The organism is [Bacteroides] pectinophilus (assembly GCA_025146925.1).
Taxonomy (GTDB): domain Bacteria; phylum Bacillota; class Clostridia; order Lachnospirales; family Lachnospiraceae; genus Bacteroides_F; species Bacteroides_F pectinophilus.
Genome location: CP102260.1, coordinates 2,261,584 through 2,281,089, shown reverse-complemented (window position 1 = coordinate 2,281,089; position 19,506 = coordinate 2,261,584). Strand labels below are relative to the sequence as shown.

General features: G+C 42.7%; 13 protein-coding genes. 12 read left to right on the top strand and 1 reads right to left on the bottom strand.

Annotation, left to right across the window (positions count from 1 at the left end; genetic code table 11):
* Positions 1–253 precede the first annotated feature (253 nt).
* From NQ488_10695 to NQ488_10660, 8 genes are all read left to right on the top strand, one after another.
* The gene (locus tag NQ488_10695; GenBank protein ID UWN95039.1) at positions 254–3,529 is read left to right on the top strand and encodes a PD-(D/E)XK nuclease family protein; all 3,276 of its coding nucleotides are present in this window, start codon (positions 254–256) and stop codon (positions 3,527–3,529) included.
* Positions 3,489–7,166, top strand: coding sequence for a helicase-exonuclease AddAB subunit AddA (addA, locus tag NQ488_10690; GenBank protein ID UWN95038.1), 3,678 nt, complete (start codon positions 3,489–3,491; stop codon positions 7,164–7,166). The genes NQ488_10695 and addA overlap by 41 nt, the downstream gene beginning before the upstream one ends.
* Before the next feature lie 59 nt (positions 7,167–7,225).
* Positions 7,226–8,080, top strand: a complete 855-nt coding sequence (locus tag NQ488_10685) for a polysaccharide deacetylase family protein (GenBank protein UWN95037.1) — start codon at positions 7,226–7,228, stop codon at positions 8,078–8,080.
* Between the two features lie 37 nt (positions 8,081–8,117).
* Positions 8,118–9,047 carry an AEC family transporter gene (locus NQ488_10680; GenBank protein ID UWN95036.1) on the top strand — a complete coding sequence of 310 codons (930 nt, stop codon included), beginning with the start codon at positions 8,118–8,120 and terminating at the stop codon, positions 9,045–9,047.
* A gap of 156 nt (positions 9,048–9,203) precedes the next feature.
* Complete coding sequence (locus NQ488_10675) at positions 9,204–9,422, top strand: cation transporter (protein UWN95035.1); 219 nt, start codon at positions 9,204–9,206, stop codon at positions 9,420–9,422.
* 160 nt (positions 9,423–9,582) lie between these two features.
* Entirely contained in the window at positions 9,583–11,448 is a 1,866-nt protein-coding gene (locus tag NQ488_10670) for a heavy metal translocating P-type ATPase (protein ID UWN95034.1), read from the top strand.
* An 18-nt stretch (positions 11,449–11,466) separates the two neighbouring features.
* The gene (locus NQ488_10665) at positions 11,467–11,865 is read left to right on the top strand and encodes a metalloregulator ArsR/SmtB family transcription factor (protein UWN95033.1); all 399 of its coding nucleotides are present in this window, start codon (positions 11,467–11,469) and stop codon (positions 11,863–11,865) included.
* Between the two features lie 211 nt (positions 11,866–12,076).
* Entirely contained in the window at positions 12,077–13,762 is a 1,686-nt protein-coding gene (locus NQ488_10660; GenBank protein UWN95032.1) for a GGDEF domain-containing phosphodiesterase, read from the top strand.
* A 93-nt stretch (positions 13,763–13,855) separates the two neighbouring features.
* On the opposite strand, the gene NQ488_10655 is transcribed toward NQ488_10660, so the two are convergent.
* Entirely contained in the window at positions 13,856–15,139 is a 1,284-nt protein-coding gene (locus NQ488_10655) for a CapA family protein (protein ID UWN95031.1), read from the bottom strand.
* A gap of 210 nt (positions 15,140–15,349) precedes the next feature.
* Between NQ488_10655 and glnA the strand changes: the two genes are divergently transcribed.
* From glnA to NQ488_10635, 4 genes are read left to right on the top strand one after another with little or no spacing between them, the layout of a single operon-like run.
* On the top strand, positions 15,350–16,687 hold the full coding sequence (gene glnA, locus NQ488_10650; protein ID UWN95030.1) for a type I glutamate--ammonia ligase: 1,338 nt from the start codon (positions 15,350–15,352) through the stop codon (positions 16,685–16,687).
* A gap of 17 nt (positions 16,688–16,704) precedes the next feature.
* Positions 16,705–17,250, top strand: a complete 546-nt coding sequence (locus tag NQ488_10645) for an ANTAR domain-containing protein (GenBank protein ID UWN95029.1) — start codon at positions 16,705–16,707, stop codon at positions 17,248–17,250.
* Between the two features lie 13 nt (positions 17,251–17,263).
* Positions 17,264–18,160 carry a diaminopimelate epimerase gene (gene dapF / locus NQ488_10640; protein UWN95028.1) on the top strand — a complete coding sequence of 299 codons (897 nt, stop codon included), beginning with the start codon at positions 17,264–17,266 and terminating at the stop codon, positions 18,158–18,160.
* A gap of 58 nt (positions 18,161–18,218) precedes the next feature.
* Complete coding sequence (locus NQ488_10635; protein UWN95027.1) at positions 18,219–19,433, top strand: LL-diaminopimelate aminotransferase; 1,215 nt, start codon at positions 18,219–18,221, stop codon at positions 19,431–19,433.
* Positions 19,434–19,506 lie beyond the last annotated feature (73 nt).

Here is a 19,506-nt window from a genome sequence, read left to right as displayed (position 1 = left end):
GCGGCAGCCCTGCGCATAACGTCCGACATAGAAGAGATTTATACCAGCCCGGCACGCCAGTGCGAAGGCGTCCCTTAACCACAACATAGTGGGGCAGCGGCCCCCTTTAGGTGGCAGAAGGTGTTGTGCCAAAGGCTTATGCAGCCGCCGGCACTTAGCGGCTGTCTTTTAGCCGCTTAGTACCGTTGCGAGCTGCATGCAGCGGAAGCGGCTTTGCCACAACACCTTCTGCCACCACCTTGGAGGTATACACATGTCACTACATTTTATTCTCGGCTCTTCCGGAAGCGGAAAGTCGGAGCTGTTATATAAAAGCATAATAAAGGCTTCAGGAGAACAGAAAGATAGGAATTTTCTTGTCATTGTACCTGAGCAGTATACGATGGCTACACAGAAGAAGCTTGTGCAGCTTCATCCGGGACATTCGATAATCAGAACGGATATATTGAGCTTTCAGAGACTTGCAAGCCGTGTATTTGCGGAGCTTGGACTTGAAGGGCAGACCATACTTGATGATACCGGCAAGAATCTGATAATACGCAAAGTTATGGAGAACCACCGGAAGGAACTCAGAGCATTTGCAGGTAATCTTGATAAGACGGGTTTTGTATCAGAGGTGAAGTCTGTTATATCGGAACTTCTGCAGTATGCAATTGCACCGGATGATATGCCGCAGATAATCACGGCAGTTGCAGGCAATGGAGCACTGGCAGACAAGCTTACTGATATAGAGGTCGTATACCGTGCATTTATGGAGTACACAGAGCGTGATTACATAACGTCTGAGAGCCTTCTTTCATTACTTGCGCAGCATGTGCATGAATCGGAGCTCATCAAAGGCAGTGTGATAGCGATAGACGGTTTTACAGGATTTACACCCGTGCAGTATGGTCTTCTTGCAAGGCTGCTTGAGACAGCAGCGGAAGTCTACGTTACAGTGACGATAGACAGCAATGAGCATATTAATGTTCAGGATGGCCCGGAATCGTTATTTGCGATGAGTAAGGAGACGATATCGTCACTGTTAAGAATAGCTGATGAGAGTCATGTAGAAGTTGCACCATATACACTGTGTGAACATACATACAGATTTGACAGGGCACCGGAGCTGGCATTTCTTGAGCAGAATATGTTCAGGTATAATGGCCGTGTATACAGGGATGAACCTGAGAATATAGAGATATACTGCGGAATAACGCCTAAGGAGGAGCTTCAGTTCATCGCGGCTGAGATCCTCAGGCTTACAAGGGAGCAAGGTATAAGATACAGGGATATTGCCGTGGTATCTGCTGATATAGAGACATATGGCATGCTTGCTGCCAACATATTTGAACAGAATGATATTCCTGCATTTGTTGACTATAAGAGAAATATCATGAATAATCCGATGATAGAGTTTATGAGAAGCGGAATAGCAGTAATAGAGAGCGGATATTCGTATGAGAGCATGTTCAGGTTCTTAAGGAGCGGCATAACTGCAATTACACCAAATGAGACGGATTTGCTTGAAAATTACTGTCTTGCACTCGGTATACGCGGCAGAAAACGCTGGTACAGCCAGTGGGACCGCAATTATATAAAGAAAAACAGGGAAAAGGCAGATCTTACGCAGCTTAATGAATTGCGTTACAGGACTGTTAAGATACTTGAACCGCTTGACAGGGCATATACGGCGGCATCAGGAACGACAGTAAGTGTTGGTGAGCTTCTGGAAGCTCTGTATGAGTTCGTAGCGGCATCAGATATTGAGCATAAGATGAATGAACTGGCTGACCGGCTTGAGCTTAATGAAGAAAATGCACTTGCATCACAGTACAGGCAGATATATCCTAAGGTAATGTCATTGTTTGACGAGATATACAGCCTGCTGGGTGAAGAAAAGATTAAGAGAAAAGAGTTCGCCAGACTTCTTGACTCAGGGCTTGAAGAGATTAAGGTAGGGCTTATTCCTCCGACGGCTGACTGTGTTCTTATCGGTGATATGCAAAGAACAAGACTCGACAATATAAAGGTTCTTTTCTTTGCGGGAGTTAATGACGGCATAGTCCCAAAGAAGAGTGAGAATAAAGGGATATTGTCGGAGCTTGACAGGTATATTCTCGAGAATGCTTCCGTAACGCTGTCACCGGATGCCAGGAAGAAAGCATTTATTGAGAGATTTTATCTTTATATGAATCTTACCAAGCCTTCATGGAAGCTGTATCTTACATATGCGGCGAGGGGAATTGATGCAAGAGAGCGCCGCCCGTCCTATTTTGTAAGAACAATGTATAAGCTTTATCCCAAGCTTTCAATGCGCACATGTGATGATATGAATAATGATATGTGGCTTACAATTCCGAAGGCTGATAAGGAATGGAATATAAAAGATTCACAGATTAATCTTGTGCAGGCAGCAGCTGATGCGCTATATGGAACTGATGTAAGGGAGAGTGTTACAAGACTTGAACAGTTCGCTTCGTGTGAGTTCGCACATTTTCTGAGGTATGGACTCGGTCTTGATGAACGTGACGTATATACGATAAGTGCAAGCGATACGGGTTCAATTCTGCACAAGTCGATGGAATGCATATCATCAGAAGTGATAAGGAGCGGTATGAGCTTCGCGGATATGAAAGATGAACAGCGCCATGAGATAGTCGGCAGAGTGGTTGACACGGTTGCTGCAGAATACGGCAATGCGGTATTTAAGGACAGCAGCCGCAATGAGTATATGATTGAGAAGGTCAAGGAGCTTACACAGAGGACTGTATGGGCAATCGGCAGACAGCTTGAACAGGAGCAGTTTGTTCCGGAGAGCTTTGAGGTCAGATTCTCACTTCCGATGAATGAGTCTGTCAGCAAAAGAAAAGTTGAGCTGGTCGGAAGCATTGACAGGATAGATGTCTGCGAGGACGGCGACAACATATACATAAAGATAATTGACTACAAGACGGGAAATGAAAAGTTCTCGCTTTATAAGACATACTATGGACTCAGGATACAGCTGATGACATATATGATTGCGGCGATGGAGCATGAAAAAAAGCTGCATCCGGGAAAGAATATAGTGCCGGCAGGAGCATTTTACTATGTGGTTGACGATCCGATAGTAGACAGGCAGGACAGCCGGGAGAAGGTAGAAAAGAAGATTCTTGCACAGCTTTCATATGATGGCATCGTCAACGGACAGATGCCGCAGGAACTGATGGGAAGCAGTGCGGATTCGGTAAAAGGTGATAAGAATATTACGGCAGGACAGTTTGCAAGACTGTCGGAGCACATTACGGATACTATGGACCTGATGACGGATAATATGCTTAATGGAAATGCATATATTAATCCTGTAGCAGACAGCGGAAAGGATTCCTGCGAGTATTGTCCGTACAGGTCTGTGTGTGGATTTTACAGTGATATTCCGGGTAATTCATACAGAAGAGTAAGGCATCTTAAGGATAATGAAGTATGGGAACGCCTTTATATGGATCGTGAACAGGAGGAGATGGCTGATGGCAAGGAATTGGACAGCACAACAGAAGAGGGCAATTGAACTCCATAATAAAAATATTCTTGTCTCAGCAGCAGCAGGCTCCGGCAAGACGGCAGTCCTTGTTGAGAGAATAATACGCATGATAACGGATCCTGATAACCATGTGGATATAGAGCGGCTGGTGGTCGTAACATTTACCAACGCAGCTGCGGCACAGATGCGCGAGCGTATAGGAGCTGCACTTGAGAGTATGATTGAGGAGAATCCGTCTGACAGGAATCTCCAGAGGCAGCTTGCGATGATACATATGGCACAGATAACAACAATAGACAGCTTCTGCCTTAACATACTGCGTAATAATTATATGAATCTCGATATTGACCCGGGATTCAGGATAGCAGACCAAGGTGAGCTTGAACTTATTAAGGCCGATGTTATGGGTGAGCTGCTTGAAAAATATTATGCCGGCGGCAACGAGGATTTTTACGCACTTATCAATTCGTATTCGGGGAAAAAGAGCGACAAGGCAATAGAAGACCTTATTAACAAAATATATAATTATGCCAGAAGCTACCCATGGCCGCACGAATGGCTGCAAAGCTGCATCGACACGGGAAGTGCGTCAACTGTGGATGAGTTCAATGAATCGCTTCCGGCACAGTATCTGTTTGATTATGTCACAAAATATATTCAGGGAAGCCGTGAAAAGTTCAGACGGCTTCTTGACATATGTAAAGATGTTGCAGGGCCTGATATGTACATTGATAATATATTGTCAGACCTTGAAGGCATGGATATGCTGCTTAATACAGAGAACATCTCACAGTGGATGGAGACTGCCGCAAGAATACAGTTCACGGATCTTAGCAGAAAGCGTGGAAGCGGCGTTGATCCTGATATGAAGGAGCTTGTCAGGAATTCAAGGACAAAGTACCGTGATTCATTCAGAAAGCTTCGTGACAGGCTGTGTTCAATGAGCGTTGAGGAGTATCTGCGTGAGCTTTCGGCTAACGGGGCACCTCTGAGAATGCTTATTACGCTTGCATCCGAATATATGGATGCGGTGGATGCCGCCAAAAAAGAAAAGAATATTATAGATTTTAACGATATAGAACACATGGCGTGCAGTCTGCTTGTAAAACATGAGAATGATACAGACGAATACACACAGCTTGCTGATGATCTTGCATCATATTACGGGGAGATTCTGATTGATGAATATCAGGACAGCAATATGCTTCAGGAGATGATATTGACAGCGGTATCACGCGGAAGGCTTGACAGCAGCCGCAACAATCTTTTTATGGTGGGTGATGTCAAGCAGAGTATTTACAAGTTCAGGCTTGCAAGACCGGAGCTGTTTCTTGATAAGTATGTGAAGTATCCTGATGCTGACGGCTGTGAAGTAATAGAACTGCGCAACAACTTCCGCAGCAGAAGCCAGGTATTGTATTCTGTCAATTCGGTTTTTGAGAAGATTATGCACAGAGAATGCGGTGGAATTGAATATACAGAGGATGTCAGACTTAATCCGGGACTTGAATTTGCACAGAGGACAGACTCAGGAATGATGGATAACAGAACATCAATAAGACTGGCAGACCTGAATATTCAATATGATGAAGATGACGTTAATACTCCAAGGGAATGTGAGGGGCGGCTTATCGCATCAATAATAAAAGAGGTTATTGATGAAGATACGGGAATGCCGGTGTATGATGAGCGTCTTGGCACATACAGAAAAGCTGAATATGGAGATATAGTTGTGCTGACAAGGTCGCTTGACGGATGGGCTGATGTGTTCGCTGACGAGCTTATGAATGCGGGAATACCGGCGGCTGCACAGAGCTCAAGCGGTTATTACGATACATACGAGATTGAACAGGTACTTAATCTCCTTGCGGTTATAGACAACCCGGCACAGGATATTCCTCTTGCAGCTGTTGCACTGTCTTATTTTGGCACACTTGATGTAAATGATCTTGCATTAGTTAAGAGTGCATATCCGGATGCCCGGCTTTATGAATCGATGAACAGATATCTTAATTCGCATGCGGACAATCAGGATGAGATATGTGCCAAAATCAATAATCTGCTCACAATGATTGAGGGTTACAGGACCAAATCAGTATATCTTACAATTAATGAACTTATATGGAAGATAATATATGACACAGGATTTTATGATTATGTGGGGATGATGCCGGCGGGAAGCATGCGGCAGCAGAATCTTGACATGCTTTGTGATAAGGCAGAAAGTTATGCCCGGACAAGTTATCATGGTTTATTTAATTTTCTCAGGTATATTGAGAAGATAAGAAAGTATAATCTTGACTCGCAGTCAGGGGCATCGGATATGTCTGACAATAATGCTGTACAGATAATGAGTATACATAAGAGCAAAGGTCTTGAGTTCCCGATAGTAATAGTTGCCGGAATTGCCAAAAAGTTCAATAATATGGATGCGAGAGGCCGCGTTGTTGTAGATTCCGATATAGGCGTAGGTGCGGATATAATAGACACAGTGATGCGTACGAAAGTTTCTACACCGGTGAAAAGCGCTGTAGAGATGAAGCTTGTTGACGATAATCTGGCAGAAGAGATGCGTATTCTCTATGTTGCGATGACAAGAGCCAAGGAAAAGCTTATAATGACCGGTACTCTGAAAAATTATGATAAGATGTGTGCAAAGTGGAAGACGACTGACGTATCAACATTTGACGGAATTCAGGGCTGCTCAAGCTATATGGATATGATTATGCCTGTAGCATGCGGTGACGCAGTGAATTTTGATATTAGTGTTACCGAAATTAATAAGGAGCCGGATGAGGATGAGTATAATGGGGATAAGCATGATATAATGGCTCACAATGCAGCTGATATTCATGAAGCAGCTAAGAAAGGGGCTGTCAGCATTGAACCTTACCGGTACGGATATGCGGTTACAATGAAGACAAAGCTGTCAGTATCTGAGATTAAGCTGCATGAATATGAGGAACAGGAAGAGTTCACAAGAGATGTCCTGCCGGAACTTAATGCGGCAAACAATGGGAAGAGCGGCAGTGAGAGCGGTATAGAAGGTGTACAGCCTGCTTACGAGCCGTGTGTGCCACAGTTCATAAGCAAAAAAGAGGATGTGGCACCGGCTGAGCGCGGAACCGCATTTCACAGGGTTATGGAGTGTCTTGATTACAACCGTTGCGGCAGTGTCGATGATATAAGAGGATATATTGATGAGCTTGTCGATAGGAATATGATGACGCGGCGGCAGGCGGATGCTGTGAATCCACAGAAGGTATATGATTTCTGTAACAGCAGTATAGGTGCAAGGACCGCGGAAGCATTCAGGGCAGGAAGATTATACAGGGAGCAGCCGTTTGTAATGGGTATACCGGCGGGCAGTATAAAGATATATCAGGAACTTGCTGACAGATATAATGTGTCTTACTCACTGCTTGATGAAGAGACAGTACTGATTCAGGGTGTAATTGATATGTATTTTGAAGAGAATGGCAAAGTTGTTCTTGTTGATTACAAGACAGACAGAGTATCAGGAAGTAACGCTGAAAAGATACTGAGAGACCATTATACAATACAGCTTGAATTATATTCGGAAGCACTTGAACGTGCATTAGGCATGGAAGTCAGTGAGAAACTTATATATTCATTTACGTTAGACAAGGCGGTTAATGTCTGACATATGACAAGCAGCCGGTTCATAATAATATACCAAGTCCGTTGATTCGGGAGATATATATGAACCAGCTTATGCGCTATGCGTCAGATGGAATCAAAAAGACATGGTATAAGATGCCGCAGGGGGTTCGCGCAACGTGGATAATGTTTGCAGTCACTGCGGTATCTTTGCAATGGTGTCTTGGAGGTGGAGGCAGCAATGAAAAGACGGTATCGTCGGCTAATGTGATAAGCGATGCAAAGAACAGTACGATTAATGGAAAAGACCTGCCGATATATTGTGTAGACAGGCAGAATGACGCATCAAAGCAGGTTTCATTAAGCTTTGATGCAGCATGGGGAGCAGATGATACAATAAGGATACTTGATACGCTTGATAAATATAATGTCAAAGTGACATTTTTCATGACGGGTGGATGGGTTAATGACTATCCCGATATGGTTAAGGAGATATATGCAAGAGGGCATGACCTCGGTAATCACAGTGAAAATCACAAACAGATGAGCAAGCTTTCTGAGGCACAGAATCAGGAAGAGATTATGAAAGTTCACGATAAAGTAAAAGAGCTTACCGGATATGACATGTTTTTATTCAGACCTCCGTACGGAGACTATGATTCTGAACTTATCAAAACCGTATACGGAATGAATTACTATCCGATACAATGGTCAATTGACAGTCTTGACTGGAAAGACTACGGGGTGGATTCAATTATAAAAAGGGTTGTAGAAAGCAAATATCTTGATAACGGAGCTATAATATTGTGCCATAATGGTGCCAAATATACGGCAGAAGCGCTTGGCAGCCTGATAGGAGGCATTCAGGCGAAGGGCTATGAGCTTGTTCCGATATCACAGTTAATAATAAGAGATGATTTTCATATGGACACGACAGGAAAGCAGATAGCTGACTGAGAGTGATATATTTTAAAGGAAAGAGAGAAAAATACAGATGAATCTTGCATTAATTACGGCAAAACAGGTTGTAGTCCTGTTTATTCTTATTATGTCAGGCTTTGTGTGCGTTAAGACTAAGGCGGTTAAGATTGAAGGGAAAAAAGCGTTCTCAGATCTGCTTTTATACCTTGTTGTTCCGGCAATGATAATACATTCATACATAATGGATTTTAATGAGGAGATACTTACAAATCTTGTAAGGTCGCTTGTGCTGAGTACTATACTTATGATAATAGGCATAGTTGTCACGCTTGTAATAACAATGAAAGTTACAAGTAAGGATTTGCCGATATTAAGATTTGCATGTATGTTTTCTAATGCTGCATATATGGGATTCCCGCTGATTCAGGCACTGTTTGGGTCAGAGGGACTTCTCTATGCCAGCGTATACGTTACGATATTTAATATCTTATTGTGGACCGTCGGATATGCGATGGTAAGCAGGAAAGTTAATGCAAAAGAGGTATTACATACAATACTTACGACACCGGTAATAATATCTGTTGTTATAGGCCTCATAATATATCTCTGCCGTATTCCTGTGCCATCAGTTATTGAGCAGCCGCTTAATATCATAGGTAACATGAATACGCCGTTATCAATGTTCATAACAGGAATGCTTATAGCATCAGGTGACGTCAGGTCAATGCTTAAAAACAGGGAAATTATGATGGTAATAGCAATAAGGATGTTCCTTATACCGGCGATAAGCTTTGCTGTATTTGCATTACTCGGTGTTAAGGGAATGGTTCCGGAGGTAGTGCTTTTGCTTCAGGCATGTCCGAGTGCCGCAATAACTTCGGTATTTGCAGTACAGTTTGAATATAATGAAGAGACAGCAGCCGGCTCTGTTGTCCTGACAACGCTGCTAAGTATAATTACACTTCCGGCGTGTGCAATGCTGTTGACAATGATGATGCGGTAGCATCGGAATTTTTAGAAAATGTAATAAAAATATTGACATATAAATTACCAATGCTATAATATATTTAAACATATGAATGATTGTTCATATGTTTATAAAAACAAAGAATAATATGATATTAATGTTAAAGCATGAGCTTTAGAAACGGAGGATTTTATGAAGAAGAGTTATAAGATTGAGGTTGACTGTGCCAACTGCGCTAACAAGATGGAAGAGGCTGCTAAGAATACAGCGGGAGTTAAGGATGCAGTTGTTAATTTTATGACACTGAAGATGAATGTTGAGTTTGAGGAAGGACAGGACCCTAAGACTGTTATGCAGGAGGTTCTTAAGAACTGCAGGAAGGTAGAGGATGATTGCGAGATTTACCTGTAATCCTGCGGAATGGAGATAGTGTGAAACATCAGCCTGATACCTGATTTTTCACACAGCCATTTGTGTCGCAGGCGCCACAAATGGCATCTATCGCAGAGCCAAATTCTATATTTGGCCCGCGATTCCTCCGGCACTTTGTGCCTGCGGAATGGAGAGTAATATGAATAAGAAGCAGAAAAAGGTTTTAATAAGAATAATAGCCGCTTCGGTAACGATGATTCTGTTTGCTTTTATTCCGGTGGAGGGATGGCTTGAGTTTGTGCTTTTTATGATTCCGTATCTTATCATCGGATATGATATACTGCTCAAGGCGTTCAAGGGAATTAAGAACAAACAGGTATTTGACGAGAATTTCCTTATGGCGGTTGCAACTGTAGGTGCTATTGCACTTGGCGATTACAAAGAAGGCGTTGCCGTTATGCTGTTCTATCAGATTGGTGAGCTGTTCCAGAGCTATGCTGTCGGCAGGAGCCGCAGGAATATCAGCGAGCTTATGGATATCAGACCTGATTATGCCAATATTGAGCGTGACGGAAAGCTTGAGAGGGTTGATCCGGACGAGGTTGGGATTGGCTCTGTAATAGTTGTGCAGCCAGGCGAAAAAGTTCCTATTGATGGTGTTATCATTGAAGGCAGTACTACACTTAACACAAGCGCACTTACAGGAGAGAGCGTGCCAAGAGAAGCTAAGGCAGGCGATGATGTAATAAGCGGCTGCATTAATATGACAGGAGTTCTTAAGATAAAGACAACAAAGGAATTTGGCGAATCCACAGTATCAAGAATACTTGACCTTGTTGAGAATTCAAGCTCCAAGAAGTCAAGATCTGAGAATTTTATCTCCAAATTTGCCCGCTACTATACACCGGCAGTATGTTATGGTGCACTTGCGCTTGCAATACTTCCTCCTGTAGTGAGTATGTTCCTTGGATTTGATGCAATGTGGGGAGAATGGATATACAGGGCACTTACATTCCTTGTAATAAGCTGCCCGTGCGCACTTGTGATAAGTATACCACTAAGTTTCTTTGCGGGAATTGGCGGAGCAAGTAATGCCGGTGTACTTGTTAAGGGATCTAATTATCTTGAGACACTTTCAAAGACAAAATATGTTGTGTTTGATAAGACGGGAACACTTACACAGGGTGTGTTTGAAGTTGTGGGAGTACATCACAGCAAGCTCGAGGAAGCCAGGATTCTTGAGTATGCTGCGCTTGCGGAGAGTTTTTCGTCACATCCTATAAGTAAGAGCCTTCAGCGTGCTTATGGAAAAGAGATAGATCAGTCAAGAGTTACAGATGTCAAAGAGATAAGCGGCGAAGGTGTGACTGCTGTGGTTGACGGTGTCAGTGTGGCAGCCGGTAACACTAAGCTTATGAAACGTCTCGGTATAGAATATTCAGACTGCCACAGCGTAGGAACGATAGTCCATATGGCTGTTAACGGAAGATATGAAGGACATATTCTTATAGCGGACAGAGAGAAACCTAATTCTAAGGAGGCAATAGCACAGCTGTACAGAATGGGAATCAAAGAGACTGTAATGCTTACGGGAGATACCGGTAAGGTAGCTGATCAGGTTGCCGGAGACCTCGGAATAAGCACAGTATACAGTGAACTTCTTCCGGGAGATAAGGTTGCCAAGGTAGAAGAACTTCTCTCAAAGAAACACAGTAAGGAGGCTCTTGCATTCGTAGGAGACGGAATCAATGATGCGCCTGTACTTTCAAGGGCAGATATAGGTATCGCAATGGGGGCACTTGGTTCTGATGCGGCAATTGAAGCTGCAGATATTGTGCTTATGGATGATGATCCTCTTAAGATTGCCAAGGCAATAAAGATTGCTAAGAAGTGCCTGCGAATAGTATATGAGAACATTTATTTTGCAATAGGTGTAAAGATAGTATGTCTTATACTTGGTGCACTTGGCATAGCCAATATGTGGGTGGCTATATTTGCAGATGTAGGAGTTATGGTTATTGCAGTAATCAATGCAATCAGGGCGCTTTTTGTAAAGAAACTGTAGAAGGAATAAAGGTTTAATATGACTGAAAAAAAGATAGTTGTAAAAGGCACTAACGACAATGAAAATGACTGCTCAGAATGTTGCGAATCAGTTGAAGTGCATGAAGACCTCCTTAAGATAGTAAATGATACGATACCTGAGGAGACAGAGCTTTATGATCTGGCGGAACTGTTCAAAGTGTTCGGAGATTCGACCAGAATAAGAATACTGTTTGTGCTTTTTGAAGCAGAGGTATGCGTGTGTGATCTTGCGCAGGCACTTAACATGACTCAGTCGGCAATCTCTCACCAGCTGAGGATATTGAAACAGAATAAGCTGGTTAAGAGCCGCAGGGATGGCAAGTCAATATTCTATTCGCTTGCAGATGATCATGTAAGGGCAATTATAGATCAGGGACGTGAGCATATAGAAGAATAATTTAATGCTGGAAATATAATCCGGCATATAGTAAAATGGCAGTGTAGGTGTAAATTTACAATTATAGCATAATATACACTTACGCTGCTGTTTTTGCGTCATGACAGCCGTGGCGCAATGTCTTATGATAGTGCCATGAGAGACCGGGAAGGAGACGGTGATGTTAGTTATATCATGGCGTGGTCATATCTGTTGAATGGAGATTACTAGTATGGTTGATAATGATTTGGGCAGTGTACTTAAGAGTTTTTCGGCAAGGGAGATTGCAGCGATGCTTCCTAAGCTCCTATATGAGGATGAATATTATTCAGTTGCATTGATTGATATAAGCAGTGGGGTACTTACAAGATGCAGAATGATATTCAGCAATGACGAAGATGTTATAGACAGAAGTGATGAATATGATAGCGTGCGCAGAACTATTACTGATAAGTGGATTTCTGACGAGGAACGTGAGGATTATGAAGGAGCCGTAGATCTTACGACAATAATTAAGAATCTGGATGATAATGGTACATATGAGTTTACTACACATCACGTGATGGGTGGTGAGGTTCTTCTTTTCAGATATCGATATATATATTTTGATAAAGAACATACAGTTATACTTACTACAATGAAGGATATAACAAGTCTTGAAGAGACTGATATGGTAACGGGAGGAGCTAACCGTAAGGGCTTCAAGAGACTTGCGGACAGGATTTTTAAGGGTGAGACTGCAACGGACAGATATGCGTTATTGTATATAGACCTTAAGAACTTTAAGTCAGTTAATGAGATTATAGGCTTCAAGGGCGGAGATGCATTACTCAGATATTTTTTAAAATACATAAATAATTCACCCCTCAACCCGGTGCTTACCGCACGTAACAGTGCAGACCACTTTGCTTGCCTTGTTGAGTGTAAGAATCTGGATTACGACAGGCTTGCGGATATATTTCAATTTGAGTTCATATATGATGGTAAGAGTATTAATGTATATGCAAGGTGCGGAATCTGTAAGGTTGACAGGTTCCCGGCCGATGTAGATGCAATGTATGATATGGCAAAGCTTGCCTGTAATAATTTAACTAACGAATATATGCAGCCGTATATCGTATTTAATAATGATATGAGCGACCTGTATATAAAGCAGTGCATGATACACAGCAATCTTCCGTACGCACTTGAGAGAAATGAGCTTCAGGTATTCTATCAGCCGATATATGATCCTTATACAGAGAAGATTGTTGAGGCTGAGGCACTTATAAGATGGATTATGCCCAATGGGGATGTGATATCTCCGGGACTGTTTCTTCCTACGCTTGAGAAGAATGGGCATATTGCCAAAGTCGATTATTTTGTATCACACACAGTGAATAAGTTTATCGAAGACCGCCTTAACAGTGGCAGGCATGTGGTACCGGTAACAGTCAACCTCTCAAGAATGGATTTTTATGATGCCAAGACTCCGTCAGCAATTATAGATGAGATAATAGCGAAGAGCAGTCTCAGGCCTTACAGAATGTTTGAGATTACTGAGTCGGCTTATATGTCTCTTAATGACAGGGCAGAAGAGATGATTGGCAGGATGCGTTCGCTCGGAGTAGGACTGCTGCTTGATGATTTTGGAAGCGGTTTCTCTTCATATGGAACGATAGCCAATTATGATTTTGATATTATAAAGCTTGATATGCAGTTTATAAGGATGCTCGGAAAGAATAAGAAGAGCGGGAAGATTATCCGCTCAATTATAAGCATGGCACATGAGCTTGGAGTAAAGATAGTCGCCGAAGGAGCGGAGACCAGGGAACAGGTAGAGTTTCTTAAGGAATGCGGAAGTGATTATATTCAGGGATATTATTTCTCCAGACCGATTCCACAGAGTGAATTTGAAAAGCTGCTTGATGAATGCTGATATACAAATAATAATCGCAGATGGCGAATACGGGAATCATCACCCGTAACGCTCATCTGCGATTTTTATTGTGATCAAATTGTAAGCAGAGTATTAGTTACTTTTTGCGGCTTTTGAAGTCTGCGTTTTTGATGCGGCGTCTGCATCATCAGAAGGCATCATCTGTACCTCACCTGTCCATAAATCACCGAATACCTGCTGTGCGAGGTTCTGGCAGAAGCTGAGTGAGAAATCCGCACCGTTCTCGTCACGCCTTATTGCATTCTGGGATGCAAGAGTCTGTGTGTAATCAGAAAGCTTATAAGTTGTTATCTGGCCTTTGCCGAAGAGCTTCTGTGTTACAAGAGGCACTACACTGTAGCTCTTAACGTATGCACCGGAATCATCCTTAACCATTGTAACCTTGGCCATTGCACCAAGCATTCGCGGAGAATGGTCCTGATTAGACACAAAATTACCAAGTGAATAGTATACAAGCATCTGATGTCCGTCATCGCGTGTCTTAACCTCTACAGGTTCGATAACATGAGGATGTGCACCGATTACTACATCAACACCGAGCTCAAGGAAGAGGTTTGTCCATTTTTTCTGCCATGAGTCAGGCGTGTAGACATATTCCGTACCCCAGTGAGGGCATACAATTACAAGGTCTGAAAGCTCCTTCGCCTTGGCAACATCGGTTCTTATCTTATCTTCATCAAGAAGATTAACAACGTATGGATTAGAGGATGGAAGCGGTATTCCGTTTGTTCCGTATGTATAGTTAAGGATTGATATCTTGAAATCATCTTTTTCGTATACATAAATGCTGTTGTACTGTTCTTCATTTTCATTTATTCCCAATACTTTTATATCAGGGAAATTGTTCTTCCAGTAGTTAATGTCATTGTTTACGCCTTTAAGCCCTTTGTCAAGTGTGTGGTTGGTGGCATGGAGAACCACATTAAAACCTGCCTTACTTATTGCATCCGCAATCTCATAAGGACTGTTGAAGGCCGGATATCCGCTGAGTCCCAGCTCTGTTCCTCCGAGTATTGTCTCCTGATTGACAATTGATATGTCGGCAGCCTTGACATCAGGAAGGATATTCTTGAAGAGATGGTCAAAATTATATGTGCCATCATCCTGAAGTCCGCTCTTATACACTCCCTCATGTATAAGCATGTCGCCAATCATCATAAGACTGACTTCGGTGCTCTTGGGTGCCGGTGTGGTAGTCTCGGCTTCGGTAACAGCCTGTGCCACTGTCTCCGATGTGTTTCCAATAGTGGCATCAACTGCGGTTGCTGCGTTACTTCCGCATCCTGACACAAGTAAGGATGACATAACAAGCAGCATCGCCAGAAGACGAGTTGTTTTTTGTCTGATGAAATTCATGATTAACCCTTTCTTTTCTTATTAATATCAGACTTAATTATATATGGGGATGTCGAAATTTGCAATATTGGAAATATGACAAAATATTATGTCACAGTCTGCCTGTGAAAAGCGCATGAAAATACTGATTTTATTGACAAGAGATTAAATGGATTTTATAATCATAGTGGCACTTTTGCCGTACACTATTTTTGGGAGGATTTATGCGATATGCATGATTATTCTAAGGAAGATATTTTCAGGATTGTAGAGGAAGAGGACGTAGAGTTCATAAGACTTCAGTTTACTGATATTTTTGGCGTTCTTAAGAATGTCGCAATTACTTCAAGCCAGCTTCAGAAGGCACTTGATAACAAGTGTATGTTTGACGGCTCGGCACTTGAGGGAATCGTTCGTTTTGAGGAATCAGATATGTATCTGCATCCTGATCTGAATACATTTGAGATATTCCCATGGAGGCCGCAGCAGGGAAGAGTTGCAAGATTTATCTGCGACGTATATAAGACAGACGGAACACCTTTTGAGGGTGACCCGAGATATATCCTTAAGAAAGTGCTTAAGGAAGCTGATGAGATGGGATATACATTCAATGTGGGCCCTGAATGTGAGTTCTTCCTGTTCCATACGGATGATGACGGACTTCCGACAACAATAACACATGAGAAGGCAGGATATTTTGACCTTGGACCATCTGACAGGGCTGAGAATGTACGCCGTGACATGATTCTTACTCTTGAGGATATGGGATTTGAGATTGAGTCTTCACATCATGAGACGGCTCCTGCACAGCATGAGATAGATTTCAAATATGACGAGGCACTTGCAACGGCAGATAATCTCATGACATTCAAGCTCACGGTTAAGACTATTGCGCAGAGACACGGACTTCATGCAACATTCATGCCAAAGCCTACAATGAATTCATGCGGTTCGGGTATGCATGTAAATATGTCACTTGCAGATAAGGATACAGGCAGGGATATATTCGACAGAACAGATGGCAAGCTCGGATTAAGTGAGGATGCATATCACTTTATAGCGGGACTTATGAAGCATATGAAGGCTATAACAGCTATTGCCAATCCGCTTGTTAACTCATATAAGAGAATGGTTCCGGGCTTTGAGGCACCGCTTTATATTGCATGGTCAGCAACTAACAGAAGCCCGCTTATCAGAATACCGGCATCAAGAGGACAGAGCACAAGAATCGAGCTCAGAAGCCCGGATCCTACAGCTAATCCGTATCTTACACTTGCTGTATGCCTTGCAGCAGGACTTGACGGAATTAAGAATAAGCTTGCAGCACCTTCAGGAATCGACTGCAATATATTTGACATGACAGATGACGAGAGAAAGTTTGTCGGAATCGACAGTCTTCCAGTAGACCTCTATGAGGCACTCCAGTGCTTAAGAGAAGATAAGTTTATCATGAATGTACTCGGACCTCATGTTTCAAAGAAGTACCTTGAGGCTAAGGAGCAGGAGTGGAACTCATACCGCAGACAGGTTACACAGTGGGAATTAGATGAGTACCTTAACAAATATTAATTGCAGGGAATTTTAATATGGCAACGATAGTAGTAGCATTTCCAAAGATTGAGGACGCCAAGGCAATAAAAGGTCTGCTTGTCCGCAACGGCTATACTGTTGCACCACCATGCACTACAGGAGCGCAGGCAATTAACATTGCGGATAATCTGTCGGATGGAATTATAATATGCGGATATAAGCTGAGCGACATGCTTTATACAGACCTTTATGAGTATAAGCCAAGGAGTTTTCAGCTTCTGCTGGTTGCATCTAAGAGTCTTTGGAGTGATTGTGAATATAATGACATAGTATGTGCAGCCATGCCAATCAAGGTTAATGACCTTTTAAGTACTCTGCAGATGATGATGCAGTCACAGCTCAGGAGAAGGCGTAAGGCACGCATACAGCCGAGACAGAGATCGGAAGAAGAACAGAAGATAATAGATCAGGCTAAGATTCTCCTTATGGAGAAGAATAACCTCACCGAGCCTGAGGCACATCGCTACATCCAGAAGTGCAGCATGGACAGTGGTAACAGTTTTGTTGAATCTGCACAGATGGTAATTGGAATTTATTCGTAGAATGAGGTATTTTATGAGATTTACAAAAATGCATGGTGCAGGCAACGATTATGTCTATGTTGACTGTACGAAGACATCGATTGAGAATGCCGGGGCAGTTGCAAAGTTTGTGAGTGACAGACATTTTGGAATAGGTTCAGACGGACTTATCCTCATAAAGCCGTCTGATAAGGCGGACTTCTTCATGGAGATGTATAATTCTGACGGAAGCCGTGCGCAGATGTGCGGCAACGGAATCAGATGTGTGGCTAAGTATGTATATGATTACAGGCTGACTGATAAGAAGGAGCTTGCAATAGATACACTTGCCGGGATTAAGTACATACAGCTTAATGTAGACCCTGCGACAGACAGGGTTGTGAGTGTGAGGGTCAATATGGGGAGCCCTATTCTCAAAGCATCCGATATTCCGGTCAATATCAGCGGTAAGGACATAGAAGGAATTACAAAAGATACAATCAGGGATGCTGTTGTGAGTGAGACGCTTACGGTTGCAGGCAGGGATTATCAGGTGACATGTGTATCTATGGGTAATCCTCATTGCGTAGTATTCATGGATGATGATTTTGATATGGATAATTTCAGGATAGAGGAGATAGGACCACTCTTTGAAAATCATGAAGTATTCCCGGAGAGAACCAATACAGAGTTCGTCAAGGTTATTGATAAAAATAATCTTCTGATGCGTGTGTGGGAGCGCGGAGCAGGAGAGACACTTGCCTGCGGAACAGGCTGCTGTGCCAGTCTTGTAGCTGCTGTACTCAACGGATTTGCTGAGGATGAGGCAGTTCTGCATGTGCTTGGAGGAAAGCTTAATATCAGCTGGAACCGCAAAGAGAATACAGTATATATGGAAGGACCTGCGGTTACAGTGTTCGATGGCGATATTGATATATCAGGGATAAAGTGATAAGATAGCAATGATGTATTGCAGATAAACATTTCATAATAAACGGAGGTCAGTATTAATGTTTAAGATTAATGACAATTACCTTAAGCTGCCGGGAAGTTACCTCTTCTCAACAATCGGCAAGAAGGTTGCAGCATTTCAGGAGGCTAATCCTGATAAGAATATTATAAGACTTGGTATTGGTGATGTTACGCAGCCGCTTGCACCGGCAATTATCGAAGCACTTCACAAGTCAGTTGATGAGATGGGCAAGGCTGAGACATTCAGAGGTTATGCACCGGATCTGGGATATGAGTTCCTTCGTTCAACTATAGCTGAGAACGATTATAAGAAGCGTGGTGCAGATATCAGCGCAGATGAGATTTTTGTCAGTGACGGAGCTAAGAGTGATTCGGGTAACATCGGAGACATTTTCTCAGTTGACAATAAGATTGCAGTATGTGACCCTGTATATCCTGTATATGTTGATACTAATGCAATGGCAGGCAGAACAGGTGATTATATCGCTGATGAGCAGAGATGGAGCAATGTTATCTACATGCCATGTACAGCGGCAACTAACTTTGCACCTGAGCTTCCTAAGGAAACTCCTGATATTATCTACCTCTGCTTCCCTAATAATCCTACAGGTTCTACAATCAATAAGGCAGAACTTCAGAGATGGGTTGATTATGCTAACAAGGTTGGCGCAGTCATCATCTACGATGCAGCTTATGAAGCATATGTCTCAGAGCCTGATGTGCCTCATACGATCTATGAGTGCGAGGGCGCAAGAACATGTGCAATCGAGCTTAGAAGCTTCTCTAAGAATGCAGGCTTTACAGGACTTCGTCTTGGATTTACAGTTATTCCTAAGGACCTTAAGAGCAATGGTGTTATGCTTCACAGCCTCTGGGCAAGAAGACATGGAACCAAGTTCAATGGCGCTCCTTATATTGTACAGCGTGCAGGCGAGGCTGTATATTCAGAGGCAGGCAGAAAGCAGACAGCAGAGCAGATCGCTTACTATATGAATAATGCAAAGGTTATCCGTGAGGGACTTGCATCAGCAGGCTACACTGTATCAGGTGGTGTTAATGCACCATATATCTGGCTTAAGACACCTGACAACATGACTTCATGGGAGTTCTTTGATTATCTTCTTGAGAAAGCTAATGTTGTTGGTACTCCTGGTTCAGGCTTCGGTCCAAGCGGCGAGGGCTACTTCCGTCTGACAGCATTTGGTTCATATGAGAATACAGTTAAGGCTATCGACAGAATCAAAGCACTGTAATATATACAATAGCGATAATGTATAATAAAAAGTCTTCCATAATCTGGTTTTGAACCTCATATGATTATGGAAG